This is a genomic window from Erythrobacter sp. JB3-1 (assembly GCF_057364995.1).
In genome coordinates, this window is the sequence record NZ_CP200289.1 from 323,500 (window position 1) to 342,674 (window position 19,175).

At 60.9% G+C, this 19,175-nt stretch carries 17 protein-coding genes and 1 riboswitch; of the genes, 7 read left to right on the plus strand and 10 right to left on the minus strand.

All coding sequences use genetic code 11. From position 1 onward, the window contains the following. Window position 1 precedes the first annotated feature (1 nt). The 7 genes from metC (at window position 2) to AC0V6M_RS01685 (ending at window position 6,354) form a co-directional block, all read left to right on the plus strand. Window positions 2–1,222 (plus strand): cystathionine beta-lyase, encoded by a 1,221-nt coding sequence (metC, locus tag AC0V6M_RS01655; RefSeq protein ID WP_486137125.1) that lies wholly within the window; start codon window positions 2–4, stop codon window positions 1,220–1,222. Then, window positions 1,219–2,331 (plus strand): mechanosensitive ion channel family protein, encoded by a 1,113-nt coding sequence (locus AC0V6M_RS01660; RefSeq protein WP_486137126.1) that lies wholly within the window; start codon window positions 1,219–1,221, stop codon window positions 2,329–2,331. Before metC ends, AC0V6M_RS01660 begins: the two co-directional genes overlap by 4 nt. Window positions 2,332–2,434: 103 nt before the next feature. Further along, a complete protein-coding gene (gene cobA, locus AC0V6M_RS01665) occupies window positions 2,435–3,193 on the plus strand; it encodes a uroporphyrinogen-III C-methyltransferase (protein ID WP_486137127.1) in 759 nt (252 codons plus the stop codon). After that, window positions 3,190–3,489, plus strand: coding sequence for a DUF2849 domain-containing protein (locus AC0V6M_RS01670; protein ID WP_486137128.1), 300 nt, complete (start codon window positions 3,190–3,192; stop codon window positions 3,487–3,489). The genes cobA and AC0V6M_RS01670 overlap by 4 nt, the downstream gene beginning before the upstream one ends. 1 nt (window position 3,490) lies before the next feature. Then, the gene (locus AC0V6M_RS01675; RefSeq protein ID WP_486137129.1) at window positions 3,491–5,122 is read left to right on the plus strand and encodes a nitrite/sulfite reductase; all 1,632 of its coding nucleotides are present in this window, start codon (window positions 3,491–3,493) and stop codon (window positions 5,120–5,122) included. Further along, window positions 5,115–5,570: a DUF934 domain-containing protein gene (locus AC0V6M_RS01680; RefSeq protein ID WP_486137130.1), complete on the plus strand. Its 456-nt coding sequence runs from the start codon at window positions 5,115–5,117 to the stop codon at window positions 5,568–5,570. Before AC0V6M_RS01675 ends, AC0V6M_RS01680 begins: the two co-directional genes overlap by 8 nt. Beyond that, on the plus strand, window positions 5,563–6,354 hold the full coding sequence (locus AC0V6M_RS01685; protein ID WP_486137131.1) for a phosphoadenylyl-sulfate reductase: 792 nt from the start codon (window positions 5,563–5,565) through the stop codon (window positions 6,352–6,354). The genes AC0V6M_RS01680 and AC0V6M_RS01685 overlap by 8 nt, the downstream gene beginning before the upstream one ends. Before the next feature lie 90 nt (window positions 6,355–6,444). Here AC0V6M_RS01685 and AC0V6M_RS01690 read toward each other — a convergent pair whose 3' ends face one another. The 10 genes from AC0V6M_RS01690 to ftsZ form a co-directional block, all read right to left on the minus strand. Next, window positions 6,445–7,353, minus strand: a complete 909-nt coding sequence (locus AC0V6M_RS01690; protein WP_486137132.1) for an NAD-dependent epimerase/dehydratase family protein — start codon at window positions 7,351–7,353, stop codon at window positions 6,445–6,447. Further along, window positions 7,350–8,480, minus strand: a complete 1,131-nt coding sequence (gene proB / locus AC0V6M_RS01695; protein WP_486137133.1) for a glutamate 5-kinase — start codon at window positions 8,478–8,480, stop codon at window positions 7,350–7,352. The genes AC0V6M_RS01690 and proB overlap by 4 nt, the downstream gene beginning before the upstream one ends. After that, complete coding sequence (gene cgtA, locus AC0V6M_RS01700) at window positions 8,465–9,535, minus strand: Obg family GTPase CgtA (protein WP_486137134.1); 1,071 nt, start codon at window positions 9,533–9,535, stop codon at window positions 8,465–8,467. Before cgtA ends, proB begins: the two co-directional genes overlap by 16 nt. Window positions 9,536–9,574: 39 nt before the next feature. Further along, a complete protein-coding gene (locus tag AC0V6M_RS01705) occupies window positions 9,575–11,560 on the minus strand; it encodes a TonB-dependent receptor plug domain-containing protein (protein WP_486137135.1) in 1,986 nt (661 codons plus the stop codon). A gap of 115 nt (window positions 11,561–11,675) precedes the next feature. Further along, window positions 11,676–11,893: riboswitch (cobalamin riboswitch) on the minus strand. 185 nt (window positions 11,894–12,078) lie between these two features. Beyond that, a complete protein-coding gene (locus AC0V6M_RS01710; RefSeq protein WP_486137136.1) occupies window positions 12,079–12,789 on the minus strand; it encodes a hypothetical protein in 711 nt (236 codons plus the stop codon). A gap of 453 nt (window positions 12,790–13,242) precedes the next feature. Then, window positions 13,243–14,025 (minus strand): Bax inhibitor-1/YccA family protein, encoded by a 783-nt coding sequence (locus AC0V6M_RS01715; protein WP_486137137.1) that lies wholly within the window; start codon window positions 14,023–14,025, stop codon window positions 13,243–13,245. Between the two features lie 119 nt (window positions 14,026–14,144). After that, the gene (locus AC0V6M_RS01720; RefSeq protein ID WP_486137138.1) at window positions 14,145–14,951 is read right to left on the minus strand and encodes a pyrroline-5-carboxylate reductase family protein; all 807 of its coding nucleotides are present in this window, start codon (window positions 14,949–14,951) and stop codon (window positions 14,145–14,147) included. Window positions 14,952–14,988: 37 nt separating this feature from the next. Beyond that, on the minus strand, window positions 14,989–15,495 hold the full coding sequence (locus AC0V6M_RS01725) for a type III secretion system chaperone family protein (RefSeq protein WP_486139553.1): 507 nt from the start codon (window positions 15,493–15,495) through the stop codon (window positions 14,989–14,991). Window positions 15,496–15,636: 141 nt separating this feature from the next. Beyond that, complete coding sequence (locus AC0V6M_RS01730; protein WP_486137139.1) at window positions 15,637–17,226, minus strand: SPOR domain-containing protein; 1,590 nt, start codon at window positions 17,224–17,226, stop codon at window positions 15,637–15,639. A 192-nt stretch (window positions 17,227–17,418) separates the two neighbouring features. Further along, window positions 17,419–19,167 carry a cell division protein FtsZ gene (gene ftsZ, locus AC0V6M_RS01735; protein WP_486137140.1) on the minus strand — a complete coding sequence of 583 codons (1,749 nt, stop codon included), beginning with the start codon at window positions 19,165–19,167 and terminating at the stop codon, window positions 17,419–17,421. Between the last annotated feature and the right edge of the window lie 8 nt (window positions 19,168–19,175).

Here is a 19,175-nt window from a genome sequence, read left to right on the forward strand (position 1 = left end):
CATGGCAGGCGACCTATCAGGCAAGAAGACCGGCACGAAAATCGTCGGCGCGGGGCGGCGAAAAGAATGGACCGGCCCGGTCGTCAATCCGCCGGTCTGGCGCGGTAGCACGCATCTTTACGCCAGCGAAGCAGACCGCAAAGCTGGCGGATCGCAACCCAAAGACGGCAAGTTTTACTACGGCCGGCAGGGCGCACCAACGCAATGGGCGCTGGCCGAGGCGCTGACCCAGTTGGAGCCGGGTGCGGCGGGCACTATGCTCTATCCCAGCGGCGTCGCAGCCATCAATGGCGCGCTGCTGAGCGTCCTGAAACCCGGCGATGTCCTGCTGATCAGCGACAATTCTTATGAGCCCTCACGCATCATGGCGATGGGCTTTCTTAAGCGTTGGGGGGTGGAGGCGCGGTTTTTCGACCCGCTTGATATTGCCGCTTATCAGGCGCTGTTTTGCGAACGGACCAAGGCCGTGTGGCTCGAAAGCCCGGGCAGCCTGACGATGGAAGTCTGCGATGTGCCCGAGCTGACCCGGATCGCACGGGAGGGGGGCGCGGTGAGCCTGATCGACAACACCTGGGCGAGCGCGATTGGTTTTCCAGCGCTTGAGCGCGGATGCGATATTTCCGTGATGAGCTTGACCAAGCATGTCGGCGGGCATTCTGACCTCATGATGGGCGCAGCGAGCGCGGGCGAGCGCTATTATCGCCGTCTGCGACAGACAAGCCAGCAAATGGGCAATGTCGTCTCACCCGATGACGCTGCGCTGGCTATGCGCGGTCTGCGCACCATGGAGATCAGACTGGATCGCGGCGTTCAAAGCGCGCGCGTGATCGCCGCTTGGCTGCGCGAGCGGCCAGAAGTTGCCGCCGTGCATTGCCCCGTGCTGGAAGGCGATGCGGGTTATGAATTGTGGAGCCGCGATTTTACCGGCGGCTGCGGCCTGTTCAGCTTCACTTTGGCCGATGCAACTCCGGAAAGCCGCGCCGCCTTGGTCGACAATCTCAGACTGTTCGGTATCGGCTATTCCTGGGGCGGATATGAGAGCCTCGCCCTGCCCTATGACGCCGCGCCAATTCGTGACGAGATGGCTGTGCCTGGAGCCGCGATGAACGGCGATGACAGCGCTAGCGCTGCTATGAGTATCCGCCTATCGATTGGTCTCGAAGACCCAGCAGACTTAATCGCAGACCTTGAGACAGGCTTTGCCGTGATGAGAGATTTATGACCGCACCTGCCGCACTACCAGTTGATGTGACCGAAACCACCGATCCTTCTGCAGAAGGTGAAGGAAGCAGCCCGGAAAACGAAACCGGCGAAGCGGTTGAAGAAGGCGCTGAAGCTGCTCCAACGCCAGAGCCGACGCCGGAAGAACCAGTAGAGGCGATTGAGGCATCACAGAACATTGTCGAAGGCGTCGGCGAGAAAAGCGAAACGGCGGGCGCCTTGCTGCAAACACTTCAGGACGCAGCGATCCAACTGGGCAATTTCAGGATTTCCCTGCTTGATGTGCTGCTGGTGATTGGCGTCATCCTGTTTGTGATCACATTGGCGTGGGTTGCGACCCGGATGAGCCGCAATCTGATCGGCCGCATCACTAAGTTCGACAGCACACAAAAACTGCTCGCTGAAAAGCTCAGCACGGTGCTGATCTGGGCGCTGGCGTTCCTGATCGGGATCGACATGCTCGGCATTGACCTCACAGCGCTCGCATTTTTCGGCGGCGCATTCGGTCTCGCAATCGGTTTCGGTCTGCAAAAAACCTTCGGCAACCTGATATCTGGCATTTTGCTGCTGATGGATAAGTCGATCAAACCGGGCGACGTGATCTCCGTCACCGATCAGGCTGGAAACGAAGCGATCGGCCAAATTCGCAAGATCGGCATCCGCGCAATTTCTGTCATCACCCGCGATCAAACTGAGCACTTGATCCCGAACGAAAACCTGATGGTCAATCAGGTGGTGAACTGGTCTTACAGCTCGCGCGATGTGCGGGTTAAAGCCCCGGTTGGCGTGTCCTATGGCAGCGATTTGGATCTCGTTTCAAAGCTGCTCTATCAAGCCGTTAGCGAAACGAAACGGATTTTGCCCGCGCCAAAGCCGCGCGTGAACATCATGGGCTTTGGCGACAACTCAGTCGACTTTGAAATCCGTTTCTGGATCCAAGACCCGGAAGAGGGCCTCGCGAACATCCGCTCTGATGTCTACAAGCGCATCTGGCAACTCTTCAAAGAAAACGACATCGAAATCCCGTTCCCTCAGCGCGATTTGCACCTTCGCTCCAGTAAGCAAATGGACCGCTTGATCGAGGTGATGTCGGCCAAAAACTCCGTCTAAACCCCGGTGGTCTGGGGTTACAACGAGCGCGCAATAGCTTTGCTAAAGGTGCGCAAATCCATTCTCACTGGCGTGATCGCGGCGAGCGGCCCATTTCGCCCTCATGGAAAAGACAGGCACAATCTATCTGGTTGGCGCAGGCCCGGGTGATCCCGATCTGCTGACCTTGCGCGCGGCGCGGCTGCTCGAGGCGGCTGAGCTGGTGGTGCATGACGGGCTGGTGAGCCGGGAAATACTCGCACTGGCTCCCGCCGCGGCGGAGTTTATCTCGGTTGCGAAACAGCGCGCGCGGCACACGCTGCCTCAGGATGATATCAACGCTCTGCTGATCCGCGAGGCGAAGAAGGGCCGCGATGTGATCCGCCTTAAGGGCGGCGATCCGCTGGTGTTCGGACGCGGCGGTGAAGAGGCCGAAGACGCCCGCGCCGCCGGTGTCCCCGTCGTGATCGTGCCCGGCATCAGCGCCGCCAATGGCGCAGCCGCAGCGGCGCAAATCGCCCTAACCCACCGCGACGCCTCCAGCATTGTCAGCTTTGTCGCTGGCCAATGCAAAGGTCTGTCGGATCAGAACTGGTCTGGCCTTGCGGGTAAAGGGCGTACTTTGGTGATCTATATGGGCGTCAAAACCGCCCCGCAGATCGCGGAAAAATTGATGGCAGACGGCCTTGCGCCCGATGTCCCCGTCGCCGTGATTGAGAACGCCGCGCGCCCGGAAATGCGGGTTGTGCGCGGATTGCTCGCGGGTCTGCCGCAGCTCGTAACAGGCCACAAAGTCAAAAGCCCCGCACTCATCGTGATCGGCGATGTGACCGCGCGGGACGACATAACCCTCTCGAAACTCGCGGTGGAGGCACGCACATGAAAATCCTTACAGGCAATGATCTGAAAAGCGGCGATGTCGTCTGGTGGACCGGCCAAGGCTGGTCAATCCATGTCGATGATGCCGCTGATACGGGCGATCAAGCCGAGCAAATCCTTGCCGCCGAGGAAGCCGCCCGGCGCGTCAACGTGCCTTACATAATCGATGCCACCCGCGAAGAAGGCGGCTCGGTTCGCCCAGCGCATATCAAAGACCGCATTCGCGCTCTGGGGCCGACGGTCCGCCCGGACCTCACCCTCAAACCCAAAGACCCTGAAGCTCTGGATTGGGTAATCTGACATGTATAAATACGATTCATATGACCAAGCGATGGTCGACGCCCGCGTTGAGGAATTCCGCGATCAAGCTCAGCGCCGGCTCAACGGCAAGCTGACCGAAGACCAGTTCAAGCCGCTGCGGCTGATGAACGGTCTGTACCTGCAACTCCATGCCTACATGCTGCGGGTCGCAATCCCCTATGGCACGCTCAATTCGCAGCAGATGGCCGCGCTGGGCGATATCGCGGACAAATATGACCGGGGTTATGGCCATTTCACCACACGGCAAAACCTGCAATACAATTGGATCAAGCTGGAGGATGCCGCCGACATTCTCGCCGACCTGTCCAAGGTTGAGATGCACGCGATCCAGACCAGCGGCAATTGCATCCGCAACATCAGCTCCGATCACTTTGCGGGCGCGGCTCACGACGAGCTGATCGATCCGCGCCCCTATGCGGAGCTGCTGCGCCAATGGTCGAGCTTCCACCCGGAATTCACCTATCTGCCGCGCAAGTTCAAAATCGCCGTCATCGCGGCGGAGACTGACCGTGCGGCCATGCGCCTGCACGACATTGGCATTCAGATTGTGAAGAACGACGCGGGCGAGGTCGGCGCTAGCTTCTATGCCGGCGGCGGCATGGGCCGCACCCCGATGATCGCGCCGCAAATCCGTGAATTTGTGCCGCTGGATCAGCTGGTTACCTATGCCGAGGCGTGCCTGCGAGTCTACAATCGCTATGGCCGCCGCGACAATAAGTACAAGGCGCGCATCAAGATCCTAGTCCATGAAATGGGCGCAGAGGAATACACCCGCCAGGTCGAAGAAGAGTTCGCGCATCTGCTGGAACAAGGCGTTGAGCCGCCTCTAGCCGAGCTGGAGCGGATCAAGCCGTTCTTTGCCGATCCCGCGTTTGAAGACGGACCCAAGAGCGTTGACCGCTCTGACCCCGACTTTGCGCTATGGGTCGACCGCAACACCGTGCGTCACAAGCACGACAGCTATGTGAGCGCAGTCATCAGCCTGAAGCCGGTTGGCGGTATTCCCGGCGATGCGACCGGCGATCAGATGCGTCTGATGGCGAAGCTCGCGAAGCAATACAGCTTTGACGAGCTGCGCGTGATGCACACGCAGAATATCGTCCTGCCGCATGTCAAAATCGCCGATTTGCATGCGCTTTGGACCGAGCTGGAAGCGGCAGATCTCGGCGCGCCAAACCTCGACACGATTGAGGACATCATCGCTTGCCCCGGCCTAGATTACTGCGCGCTCGCCAATGCCCGCTCGATCCCACTGGCTCAGCGGATTTCGGAGAATTTTGCGAAGAATGGCCGGACCGAAGAGCTTGGCCAACTGAAGCTCAAAATCTCTGGCTGCATCAATGCCTGCGGGCATCACCATGCGGGCCATATCGGCATTCTCGGCGTCGATAAGAAGGGCACTGAAAACTACCAACTGTCCCTCGGCGGCAGTGAAGCGGAAGACGTGAGCCTCGCCAAAATCACCGGCCCCGGCTTTGACGAGGACGGCGTGATCAAAGCGGTTGAGACCGTCACTGATGTCTATCTTGAGACGCGCGAGGATGGCGAACGCTTCCTCGACACCTACCGCCGCATCGGCATGACCCCGTTTAAGGAGGCGCTCTATGGATAAGACCGATCTTGGAACCAGCCCGGACGACGTGCAATTCCGTTTTCGCGATGATGAAGTCGCGGACCACGGCACAGTCACCGTCGATGCGTGCTGCGATCAAACCAACGCCACCGCCGTTCGGATCGAACCGGGCGATGATGCGCGCGTGCTTCTGCCCGTCTTGGACCGGCTTGCGCTGGTGGAGGTGAACTTTCCAAGCTTTGGCGATGGACGCGGCTATTCCGCTGCCCGGATCCTCCGTGAGGCTGGATATGAAGGCGAACTTCGCGCGGTTGGCGATGTGCTGATCGATCAGCTTTCGCACATGCGACGCTGCGGGTTTGACGCCTTTGCGCCGGACAAACCGCTTGACGAGGACGATGCGCGCCGCGCCTTTGAAGGCTTCGGCAATGTCTATCAAAGCGCGGCCGATGCGCGCCGCACAATTGCGGAGCTGCGCCATGAGTAAGCCCGAAGCCCCGCTCACGACTGGCGAAGCGCACGAGCGCGCAGTCGACCGGTTAGAGACCGGACCGCGCTTTACCGAGCACGATGCCGTGCGCCTCAACCGCATGTTTCGCGGCTCCAGCACGCTGGAAATGCTCGAAGGCGTGCTCAAGGGCAGCCTCGCAGGCGACGTTGCCACCGTATCCAGCTTTGGCGCGGAAAGCGCGGTTTTGCTGCACTTGATCGCGCAAGTTGATCCGAGCGTCCCGGTGCTGTTTCTCGACACTGGCAAGCATTTTGAAGAGACGATTGCCTACCGCGACGAGGTGGCGGCGAAGATCGGCCTCACCAATCTGATCGTGCTGACCCCGGACGAGGCGGAGCTTGCCAAGAAGGATGAGACTGGACTGCGCTGGTCATACGATCCCGATGGCTGCTGCGAAATCCGCAAAGTGATCCCGTTGGCCAAAGCTTTGGCGAATTACGATGCGAGCTTTACCGGGCGCAAAGCGTTCCAATCGAGCACGCGGGCAAACCTGCCGCGCTTCGAAGTCGACACTTCCGATGCCCAAGGCCGGCTGAAAATCAATCCGCTGATCGATTGGTCAGCTGACGATATCAAAGCCTATTTTGAAGAACATGATCTGCCGCGTCACCCGCTGGTGGCGGAGGGTTATCCTTCGATCGGCTGCGCACCGTGCACGCACAAGGTTGCCGAAGGCGAAGATGCGCGCTCTGGTCGTTGGAAGGGCTGGGACAAGACCGAATGCGGCATCCACAAGCCGGGCGAGGAACCGTTCCTCTAAGCTAGCGCGGGTCCCCGCGAAGGCTGGAACCTTTGTCCGTATCGCATTGTCCTGATTGAGGTCCCCGCCTTCGCGGGGATTCGCGATTCCTTAAAACCAGCCTTTATCGCGGTACCATTTGGCCGTCTGAGCGAGGCCTTCCTCGCCGGATATCTTGGGTTTCCAAATCCGGTCAGGCACCGCTTTTAGCGAGCGCGCGACCCAATTGGGGTGGCACATATAGCCGACCCGGTCGGCGGTTAGCTTGGCCTTGTCCCCGCGCAAAATCTTGTCCGCGCGCGCCGCCGCGCTCAACACGCTGGCGGGCAGGTTCGGGGCAAGCACCTTGCGCCCTATCGCCGCGCCAATCGCATGGGCGAGCTCTTTATGGCTCCAGCCACCCTCGCGGCCATCGTCCGGCTCAAACAGCACGCGGCTGGGGGCGACCGGCCCGGTCAGCGCAAGCAGCAGCTCGGCCAAATCCTGCACATGGATGATCGAGGTTGCCCCGCGCGGCGGCAGCGGCACGAGGCCCCATTTCGCGCTGCGGAACAGTTCAAACATATCCGTGTCGCGCGGGCCATAAACCGCAGGCGGGCGCACCGTCGTCCAATCCAGGCCGCTGGCCTCCACCAAGGTCTCCGCCCGCGCTTTTGATGCGCCATACGCCGACAAATCCGGCTCGCGCGCGGAGAGCGAGGAGACGAACACGAACCGCTTTACTCCGGCCGCCTTTGTCGCCGCGATCATGTTTTGGGTGCCAAGCACATTGGCGACTTCGAATTCTGTGAGATCAGGCGTGTTGGTGAGCCCTGCAATATGGACCACTGCGTCAGCGCCCTCGATCAGTTTGGCAAGGGCTTCGACATCGCTCAACGTGCCCTGAACCCAGGTGACGCCCTCGCGAGGTTCCTGTTCGCGCCGGGTCAGAGCGCGGACTTCGTGCTCGCCCGCTGCCGTCGTGGCGTCCAAAAACGCCTGGCCGACAAAGCCGGTGGACCCGGTGATGGCCAGCTTCACAGCAGCACCAGATGATCGCGGTGAACCACCGCCGCACGCGGGGCATAGCCGAGCACTTTGGCCTGATGATCGTGGCGCAGGCCCGCTATCCTGCGGCAACTGACGGCGTCATACTCTGAAAGGCCCTGAGCCAGCACAGTGCCGTTTGCCGCGCACACAGTGATCAAATCACCGCGCTGAAACGATCCTTCGACCGCAGTGATACCGACCGCAAGCACGCTGGCCCCGTCCTTGGTCAGAGCCTTTTTGCAGCCTGCATCAACCGTGATGCTGCCCTTTGGTGCCAAGCGCCCGCCGAGCCATGTCTTGCGCGCATCGCCAACATCCTTGGCCGCGAACAAAGTGCCAATGCCCTTATCCTGCAACCGCGTGATCGGCGCATCATGCGTGCCATTGATAATCGCCAGTGCAATCCCGGCGCGCTCGGCAATCTGCGCGGCCTGCAATTTGGCGGTCATGCCGCCCGACCCCAGTCCCGATGAGGAGGCATCGCTGGCCATAGCGATCACGTCGGGCGTGACGCTGTCGACCCGTTCAATCAGGCGCGCACCGTCTTCTCCAGGGGGCTTATCGTACAGCCCGTCAACATCGGAGAGCAGCAGCACCGCATCCGCATCCGCCGCCTGCGCCACGCGCGCGGCGAGCCGGTCATTATCGCCAAAACGAATTTCTTCGGTCGCCACGCTGTCATTTTCATTGACGACCGGGACCGCGCCCGCCTCCAGTAAGCGTTCGAGCGTCGCGGAGGCATTGAGATAACGCCGCCGGTCCTCCAGATCGCCAATCGTCACCAGCATTTGCGCCGCTGTAATATCATGCGCGCCCAGCGCCTCTGCCCACAGCTGCGCCAGCGCGACTTGGCCAACACTCGCCGCCGCCTGCGCATCGGCAAGGCTCGCCCGGCCGCCTTTGGGCAGGCCAAGCCGGGCCGCACCCAGTGCAATCGCACCGGAGCTGACCAAGATCACCTGCTGGCCATTCGCACGCAGCCGCGCCACATCAGCGATCAGTGTCGCAAGCCATTCGCGGCGCGGCGCGCCGTCTTGGACCAGCAAGGCCGAGCCGATCTTGACCACTAAACGCGGGCAAGCGGCAGGATCAGCAAATGCGCTTAAATCGGCGACCATTCGCCTGCATCCCCATCCTCGCTTTCGGGAAGCTCTTCGACCTCTGCGGCCTTCGTCTCGGTCGAGGTGCGATCCGGCAGATAGCCGAGCACCGCGTCGAGCAATGGCTCAATTCCTGCCCCGCTCGCACCAGAAATCACAAACACCTCGTCCGCGCCCGCAGCTTTCAGCTCCTCGGTAAAACCCTCGGCCAGCTCATCATCGGCCAGATCGACCTTGTTGAGCACGATCGGCTGCGGCTTGTCTTCCAGCGCGGCGCCGTAGGCTTCGAGTTCCTCGGCGACCACGCGCATCGCCTCCGCCGGATCATCGCCGGAAATATCGATCAGGTGGATCAGCACGCGGCAGCGCTCGATATGCCCCAGGAACCGGTCACCGATCCCCGCGCCTTCAGCGGCGCCCGCAATCAGCCCGGGAATATCAGCGATCACAAATTCGCGGGCCTTATGGCGAACCACGCCCAGCTTCGGCACCAAGGTAGTAAAGGCGTAATGCCCGACCTTCGCCTGAGCGTTGGACACCGCATTAATAAAGGTCGATTTGCCCGCATTGGGCAGGCCAACCAGACCAACATCAGCGAGCAATTTCAGCCGCAACCACACCCACGCCTCTTCGCCCGGTTCGCCCGGCTGATGCTGGCGCGGGGCGCGATTGGTGGAGCTTTTGTACGAGGCATTGCCGCGTCCGCCCTGCCCGCCTTCCATAAAGACGATCCGCTGACCGACTTCGGTGAAATCAGCGAGCACCTCTTCCTTGTCCTCGGACAGCACCTGTGTGCCGACCGGGACTTTGACGACCAAGTCTTTTGCACCAGCCCCTGTGCGGTCACGGCCCATGCCGTGCCCGCCGCGCGGAGCCTTGAAATGCTGCGAATAGCGGAAGTCAATCAGCGTGTTGAGGCCGCCAACAGCCTCAAAGATGATATCGCCGCCTTTGCCGCCTTTGCCGCCGTCCGGGCCGCCATACTGGATGTACTTTTCGCGCCGAAAGCTGACCGCTCCCGGCCCGCCGCCGCCCGACTTTAGGTATATCTTGGCTTGATCAAGGAAATGCATAGAGCGCTCCTATGCATTTCCTCATCAGAAAGCGAGAGTTTAGAACCTCGCTTCTACTCCGATCAAAGCTGAGCGGCCCGGGCTGACAAAGCTGAACACCTGCTCATAGCGGTCGCCCAGCAGGTTCTCGATCCGGCCAAAGGCGCGGATATTCTCCGACAGCTTCACCTCGCCCGCCAGATTGACGAGCGTGTAATCATCCAGCCGCACCCGGACCGGCACGAAGCTGGGGTCGGTGAAGGCCACATCATCAGTGCTGCCATTGTGGCGCACGATCAGTGTGGCAGAGGCGGCGTCATTCGGCGCGGTCCATGTCAGCGCGGCAGAGGCGATATTGCCAGGCCGGCGCACTTCCTCGACCCCGTCTTCCTCAGAATCGAGATACGTATACGCCGCGTCGAGCGCGAACTGCGGCCCCAAGCGTGCTCGCGCGGACAGCTCAATCCCTTGACGTTCGCTGTCGGTTTCGCGGTTGCCCGGCGTGGCGGTGAAGCTAGGCGGCGGGAACGCTGTAAAGATCTCGTTCTCCAGCTCGCTTTCGAAATAGGTTGCCGACAAGCGGACAGCGCCGTCCGCAATATCCTGGTCCACGCCCACTTCCCAGCCGGTGGATTGTTCAGGCTCAAGATCCGGATTGCCGATGAACTGGCCATCGACAAATCCGAACAGCTCAAAAAAGCCGGGGTTCTTGATGCCTGATCCAGCGGCGGCGCGAATGCGCGTGCCCTGCAGGAAGTCATAGCCCGCACCGATGCGTAAAGTGGTCGCATCGGCGAACCGGTCATTGATATCGTGGCGCAGCGCGGCGTTAAGCTCAAACTGTAGGACTGACAGGCGATATTCGCCGACCAGGCCGGTGTTTTCGGTGTCCCGCTCTCCGGTGAAGGCGAAGCCGGATGGATCGGTGTTGCGGAAGCTTTCACGCTCCCAATCCGCCGCGAATGTGACCTGATGCAGGACCGGGCCGCCGCCGAATTGAATGCCAGAGACGTAGGAGGCCTTCAGCCGCTCGCCCTCGCTGCCTGATGCGCGGCCAAACGCGCCAAAGGTGTCGCGGCTGACATCGGCAATCTGGCCGGACAGGTCGTGGGTCCAATCGCCATCGAGCAATTCTAGCCGCGCGCCAACCAGCGCGTAAAACGCCTCGGTTTCAAAGCGGGTGTCCGGGGAATCGACGATCAAGCCGAAGTTTGGGCTGGTCGTATCAAACTCAGAATTGTTGAACTGACCCTCGGTCTGGACGTAGCGGGCCACCGCGCGCAGTTCGAAATTCTCGCTCAGCTCGACCGCGCCTTTGCCCGACACCGTATAGCTGTCGCGGCCAATATCGCGAATGCCGCCGCGCGCGTTGGGCTGACCATCGGTGCTGACCAGATTGGCGCTAAGCGCGGCGTTCCAATTGCTGCCCGATGCGCCATAACGCGCCGCTGCGTTGATCGTGTCCTGCGTGCCGCCCTCTACCCGCGCGGCGAAGCCTTCCAAATCGCTCCCACTGGCGGTGTTGTAAGCGACTACGCCGCCGACCGCGTCAGAGCCATAGAGCGCTGATTGCGCGCCGCGCAGCACCTCTAGGCTCGAGCCGATTTCGGCCTGCAAAGTGCTGATGTCGAATTCACCAGCGAAGGGATCGGAGACTTCAATGCCATCGACCAGCACGAGGACATGATTAGCCTCGCTGCCGCGCAGGCGAATTTGGGTCTGCCCAGCGGTTTCGCTGACGGCCACACCCGGTACATCGCGCAGCACCTCGGCAATATCGCGGACCTGGCGCACGGCGATATCATCGCGCGTCAAGACGGTCGCAGAGCCGGTGTATTTGGTGACATCAGAGTCCCGCGACCTGCTGGCGCTGACCAGAATGTTCGGCACAGTGGCCGAGAGATAGAGAGATTCAGGATCCGCTCCATCATCATCGGCGGACTGTGCGCCGGACTGACCCGCCGCGTCCTCATCCTGCGCAGCCGCTTGGCCGCTCAAACTAAGCGCAAACACAGCAGCCACACTGCTCAACAATAGATTTCTCAAGATATTTCCTTCCGTCCAAAGCGACGGACCGCGCGGCGTCAAACCCCCACGCAGCCCCGTTAATCGTCGCTCGAGACGAAAATTCTTTCGCGCCGGATCAATCCCTGAACCAGGCAACAAGCGACACGCGCTGGTCGGTCTCCTGGCTCACGGGTCGTCGCTCTTGCCTCTCACCTTCCCAAGCGGCCATTCACGGCCTTCCCAGTGGCTACGCGCTCGTATCAGAGCCCGCGCGAGGTCAATCACTCACCGCTTACAGTTGCAGGGACAGCCGCGGCTTTAGGACCAAAGGCCCTGCACCGCATTCCCGTTACCAATGCGTGGAATTGCGATTAGTCAGCTTTTGTAAGGGGCGCAAGCGCGTTGAGCTCTCAGACATCCGCGCCGCCCACGCCCTCCACCCGTCCACCCGGATGGTATCCCGGTAGGCTCCGGGTGGAAGGGTGGAGGGCGCGGGTGGCTATGGCACGCAAAGACAATGCCTGCGACGGTGAGGAGTGAGGAGCGCTAGCTCTGCGCTATGTCCCGGGATCTGCCGCTGCTGGGTCCGCATCCGGGATCGGCTGCGTCACTGGTTGAGAGACTACGCCCTCGTCCACCGGCACAATCGGCACCTGCGCATTGCCGCTGGTTCCCGGATCAGCCACGAAGCCAGAGGGCGGCGGGGTTGATCCGAAATTGCCAGATTGGCGAGCAGCCTGGACCGCGACCCAGCCCGGCTGAGAAGCGCCGTAACGCTCGCCATAGCGAGCATCCCATGCGGCCGATTCCCGCTGGTACTGCTCGTACTCGGCAAAGAAGGTGTGAAACGGTGCTTCCTTCAGCTCAAAATTCGCCATCGCGAAGGCGATCGGATCCTCATCTGGCGCGGCCAGATAGCGGTTCGAAATATCCAGCGCATTGTTGCAGAAGTTCGAGCGCGCAGGCGGCAAAGCAAAGAAGTTGTAGACGCTGGTCATCTTGCTTTCGCGCGCCATAATTGCACTGCGGCGAGAGCTGAGCTGGCTGCGATAAACCTGATCAATCCGGTCGTTCACGCGCTTCAGCGCGCGCGAATGCTTAGAGATGTAAGAGCTGTAGGCATCGAGCACCGGCGCATGGCGCGCGGCGGTGCAATTGAGCGCGGCCACATTCCAGGCAGATCGGAAGTGCCAGACCTTCTCATCATCGCTGATCCCGCGATTGATCGTGATGCGTTGACCATCCGCGCCGGTCGCCGGAATATCCATCACGTAGGATGCCCCCCTGGCGGCAATGGCCGCGACGGGATCGCCTCAACCGCCGGCGGTGGGGGCGGCGGTGGTGGAGGCGGAGGCGGCGGGGTTGTTGCGCAAGCGCCAAGCGCAGCGGCACCGGCGGCAACGGTCAGAATGCGCAGCCCCAGTTTGGAGCCAGCGGAAGGTGATGCGACCGCAGGGGTCAAGTGCTGTACCGGCGTCTGGGCCAGTTGTGCTGCGCTCATTAGGATGTGCCTCTCTCAATATCATAACTTGCCCCGGGCAATGCGCCATATGCATGCGCTAGATTGCCTTGCCCCAAGCTGAAGCACAATGCGTTACTGCGCTTAGCCACCAAAGCAAATGCCCGGTGCGCACTACACGCCCCGGGCATCAACAGTTTGCAATCATTTATCGGTTGGCGCGGCAAGTTTTGCGTCAAACCGCGCTGACCGAGCATTCAGATCAATCGCGGTTACCAAGCAATTGCAGGATGAAAATGAACATATTGATGAAGTCTAGATACAGGTTGAGCGCACCAAAAATGATAGCCCGACCAGCATCCGCCGTGCCGCGCACGAACTGATATTGGTTCTTCAACTTCTGTGTATCGTAGGCAGTGAGGCCAGCGAAAATTAGCACGCCAAGTACGCTGATCACGATACCCATTGCGCCCGATTGGAAGATGAAAGCGTTAAGCAAGATCGCAACCAGCAGGCCAATCACGCCCATGATGAGGAAGCTGCCCCAACCAGAAATGTCTTTCTTCGTGGTATAACCCCACAAGCTGAGGCCGGCAAAGGCTGAGGCCGTGGCGAAGAACGCTGCCGTCACTGACTCGCCTGTGTAGATAACAAATATCGTTGAGAGTGACAGACCAAAGGATACTGCAAAGGCCCAGAACGCAATTTTTAACGTGCTTTCACTCGCCTTGTTTGCGCCGAACCACCAAAACGCCATAATCAGCAATGGCGACACCTTGATAATCCAGCCAAGCATGGTTGGCGAAACTTGAGCACCAAACGGCGTCTCGACGACATTGAATGCCATTCCAAACAACGGAGAATTGACGAACAACAACGAAACAATACCTGTCAGCAATACGCCGGAGCTCATGTAATTGTAGATCGAGAGCATATGCTTGCGCAGGCCCTCATCATACGTCTCACCGGCAAGATTCCCGCCGGTACGGGGCACAGAAGAGCCAAAGCCCTGCTGTGATTGCTGAGTGTCTTTCCAATCAGACATGGTCATCCCTACAGTTAAAAGCGGGCGCGGACATACGCGCCTTCATTGGGCAATATCGTGATTTTTGCCGCGTATTTCAAGCAAAACCGCTTCACGATGCTTACGCTGCGTTAAGGCTACTATCCCGCTGATTTACCAGAACTTTGCGCGAGATCATCGCCTTTCTGCGCGGTCGCGGCCAAGGTCGCTCGCAAAAGTGCGCGCAATGCGGCCCCGTCATCGAGCACATTTAGGCCCTCGCGCGTCATGCCGCCTGGGCTGGCCACTTGGTCGGCGAGCTCGCCCGGAGAGCCCGTCGCATTGCCCGCCAAAGAGGCCGCGCCCTCCACCATGGTCAGCGCCAATCGGTCCGCCGATGCCCGGTCCAGGCCTAGGTCCGTGGCCGCACCGGCCAGCGCGTCAATGAAGCGGTAAACAAAGCCGGGGCCGGAGCCTGCCAGAGCGGTCATTAGATTGAACTGCGCCTCATCTTCCAACCAGACGGCGCTACCCAATTGATCGTATAGCGCAAAGACGCTGTCGCGCTCCGCCGCATTAAGGCCGCTTTGCGCCAGAATGACCGGGGATTTGCCAATGCGCGCGGCGAGATTGGGCATCACGCGCACATGCGCCCGGGCATCAGGAAAAGCCTCCGCTAACCCCGCGAGAGTGATCCCTGCCAGCAAGGAATGCACCGCCACTTTCGATCCGGCTGCGGGCTGAAGCATCGGGCGCAAATCCGCAAGCTGCTGAGGTTTCACGCCGAGCAGGATCGCATCGTGACCGGAATTCTGCGGGATCTCGCGGTGCAGCTCCACTCCGTCTGGTGCGCGCTTCATCGAGCGGTCGACCACCACAAAGCGGCTTGGCTCCACCCCAGCCGCCAGCCACCCGGCCAGCATCGCGCCCGCCATATTGCCGCAGCCAAAAATCAGAACCTTGGACATAATCGCCCCTACCAATCGCGCCTAACCTGCGAGAGGGTTACGCCTCCCCGGCGGCATCGACAAGCGCGCTGTCGAGCGCGGCGCGCGGGGCCTTGTCACCCCACAGCACGAATTGGAACGCGGGATAGAACCGGTCGCATTCATCAATCGCCGTTTCGACCAAAGACTGCGCTTGGGTCAGGCTGAGCATCCCATCATCGCCCAGCATCGCGCCGTGGCGATACAGCAGCACATCGCCATTGGACCAAATGTCGAAATGGCCGAGCCACATCTGCTCATTGACCAGACACAGCAATTCGTAGGCTGCAGGGCGCTTTTCAGCGCTGACGCGAATGTCTGGCAGCGCGATGAATTGCAGGACATTGTCCTCTGCCCGCCAGATCGCGCGCAGTTGATATTTGGTCCAGCTGCCCTGCACTTCGCCGGTCAGCTCGTCACTGGAGACGACTTCGCACGGCCAGCCGCGCGCCTCGAACAGGGCCGCCAGCATATCGACCGGCGCGGCATCTTCCGAAGCGCTGAATTCGTTTTCGCGCGGTCTCATGATTTGGCTCTCTTTGTCATCGGCCATGACAGATGCCTTGGCAAAGGGGCGCTTGGCAATGTGAAGGCGTCGGCTGGCTGGGGAGAACCCCACTGCGCTGTTCAAAGCCTGTGCACAGAAAGCTGTTCGTAACCCAAAAACTTATTTAAGTTCTTGAATTTCTTGCCCTTCTGGACTGGTATAGGTGAAGCTGTCCAGACCTTGAGCGCGCAGCGCTGTGACCAGTTGGCGCGCTTCCTGCGCGGTGCCAAGCGGTCCGGCAAGCAGACGATTGGCCTCGCCCCAGGGCACAACATGCGGGTTAAGGCCGCTCAATTCATCAGGCGCCGTGCGGGTGAAGCGCCGCCAATCAAACCGCAAGGCGGAGCGATCTTTACCTGTTGCAACCTGCACCCATTGGCGGCGCGGATGCTCGGGTTCTGCCGGTTCTACTTCGATCTCGCTTTCACGCGGGATTTCAATCGCGGCCAGATCAACCGCGCCCTCACCCGCTCTGGTAACGCGCGGGACATCGGAGCCAAACTCCGCAAAGGCATCGGCCACACTCGAGCGCGGGGCCGGTGCTGTCTCCCGGGTATTCACTCGTGCGAGATCGAATCCAGGGCGCGGCGATTCTCCGCCAGCCTGGGCAGTCGCCGCTGTCTCACCTGCGCGGGCCACACGAACAGCCTCTGCCGAAGCAGGTGTGGCAGGCTGTGTTTCAGGAGCCGCAGCAATTGCAGCAGCAGGCGGCGTGGAGGAAGACGGTTCAATCTGCTCTACACCCGGCGTCAGGCTCTGATCGGCGGCATCGCCCGCATCGGCGACCCTGCCCAGCGGCTCTCCTGCCGGAGCCAGACGGGTGTCCGCTGCGCTCGCAATGGCTCTGCCTTGCGCGGCATATTCCGCAATGCGCGGATCGTCGCGGCCCACTTGCGCGGCGGCGGGGAAGATACCGAGATTGGCGGCGGCGGCTTGCTGAGCCTTGGTCAAGCGCGGCATGAAGGCGAGATAGGGCGTCATGCGGGCGGCCAAATCGCGCGGCATCACCGCATCGACAATCGCCGCTGCCTCGTCTTGCTCGCCCAATATCGCCAGGCCAAACGCCTGCGTGCGGAAGGCGGCGAAATCGCGCGCCTCCAATTGCGGCCTCAGGATCTCTTCAAACGCTTGCTTGTCGCCGGCAATCGCTTGGCTCAGCGCAAGCCGCCGAACCACTTCGCTGTCTTCCGTTAGCGCCAAGGCATCGCGGTAGCTCGCCTGTGCCGCCTGATTATTGCCGACCAGATCAAAGGCCAGACCGCGGTCACCCATAACGTCGCGGGAGGAAGCGCCAGCGGCCTCCGCCTCATTGAACAGCCTTAGCGCTTCAATGGGCCGGTCCGAGCGAAGGAACACCGCCGCCATGCCCATTTTGACCCGCGAGTCGGTTGGCGAAATATCCTGAGCCCGGCCGAAGAAACCGATCGCGGCGTCCATATCGCCCAGCAGCATCGCGGCATTACCGGCCTCGATCAGAGTGCTGAGATCGCGCGGGCTGCGCGCCAAACGCAGCAGTGCGCGGTTGAGCCGCTGAACCTGAGCCGATGGCAAGGGCTGGACGACTTCGCGTGATGTCGCCCCGCTGTCCTGCGCCTGAGCAGGCACGGCGGCTATACTCAGACCAAGGCCAGCGCCGACGGTAAACGCCGCAAGCGGGATGCGCCGTGCAATGCCGGACAGAAAAAGCGAACGGGGGGACCGCAGAATCATAGTTTCTCTAACTAGCGGCTGGGGACATTTTCGCTAGCGAAAGCGAACTGAAAGCGAGGTGAACATCGCATCTTCGCGAATAACGCCCCGCTGGCCCGTGTGTGCCAAGAAATAATCCGGCCGCTACCCCAAACGCAAATCGGGCGAGTGCATCGCTGCACCCGCCCGATTAATTCCGCCTTTTGAGAAGGGCTATTGGTTGTTTTGCCGTCCAAGGAAACGCGGAATGCTGAGCGCTGGTGCGTCTTCGCCGCTCTTATCCTCTTCCTCTTCTTCCTCCGCATCATCCGATCCGGAGCTGCGCGAAAGGTTGGCCATGCGTTCGAACAGAGTGCTGCCGCCGCCCGAAGCCGCGCCTGCTGCTCCGCCGCTGCTTGTGTTTGCGCCGCCGCCATCGCCATGGCCGGAGCCAAGGATGCCGGAGCGTCGCGATGGTACGCCGGATTCAACCGGATTGTCTTCTTCGGCCAGACGGTCCGCGCTGGCGAGCAAATCATCGCCGCCATCCGCATCGTCGTCCGGTGCTTCTGCTGTCAGATCGAATGCCGCTTCGCCGTCATCACTTTCACCCTCAGCTTCCGCGCCAAAGCCAGCCTCTGCAGCCGAACCAAACGCGTCGTCAGCTGCTGGCTCTGGCATGCTGCCGCCGCTCAAACCGGCCTCTGCATCGCGCAGTCCAGCCAGCGGATCGACAATGCCATCGACATCGTCATCATCCAGCTCGCCCAGATCATCACCGGCCTGCATGCCGGAAAGATCAAACGGCTCAACCGAAATTGGCTCTTCTTCTTCCTCGATCTCGTCCACTTCTGGTTCGGACAGGATCATTGGCTCCGGCTCTGACAGGGTCAGCGGCTCAGCTTCAACCGCCGCTGCTGCGGCTTCTTCTTCACCGGGCAATGGCAGAACCGGGCGCTTAGGCGCGCGGGCACTGGAGAGCGCGACAGGTGCGCTGTCCCGCGTCGTGCCAACCGCGCCTTGCTCTATGCCGGTCGCGACCACGCTGACGCGGATCTTTCCATCGAGATCAGGGTTGAACGCGCTGCCCCAGATGATGTTGGCATCATCGTCCACCAGCTCGCGAATGTGGTTTGCCGCCTCGTCGACTTCGAGCAACTTCATGTCTTCGCCGCCGATGATCGAGATGATCACGCCCTTGGCGCCTTGCATGCTGACACCGTCGAGCAGCGGGTTGGCAATTGCCTGTTCCGCTGCATCAAGCGCACGGTTTTCACCTTCGCCCTCGCCTGTGCCCATCATGGCCTTGCCCATTTCGCTCATCACAGAGCGTACATCGGCAAAGTCGAGGTTGATGAGGCCCGGCATCACCATCAGATCGGTGATCGAGCGAACGCCCTGCTGCAGCACTTCATCGGCCAGCTGGAACGCTTCTTTGAAAGTGGTCTCTGCCTGAGCGACCAGAAACAGGTTCTGGTTCGGGATAACGATCAGCGTGTCGACATGCTCTTGCAGCTCGTCAATGCCAGCCTCTGCCGCGCGCATCCGCCGCGTGCCTTCAAACAGGAATGGCTTGGTCACCACGCCAACCGTCAGCACACCTTTGCGGCGAGCCGCCTCGGCGATCACTGGCGCTGCACCCGTTCCGGTGCCGCCGCCCATGCCCGCGGCGATAAAGACCATGTTCACGCCTTCCAGCGCGGTTTCGATCTCAGCAACGGTTTCTTCCGCCGCCGCTTTGCCGACCTCTGGCCGAGCGCCTGCGCCCAAACCACCGGTGATATCCGGCCCGAGCTGAATGCGGGTTGCCGCCGGGCTGCTGCTCAATGCCTGAGCGTCCGTGTTGGCAACAATGAATTCGACACCTTCGATGTCGGATTCAATCATGTTCGCAATCGCATTGCCGCCAGCGCCGCCAATACCCACCACGGTAATGCGGGGCCGCATGTCATCGCTCGCTGCTGGTCCGATATTAATGCTCATCAATTGTC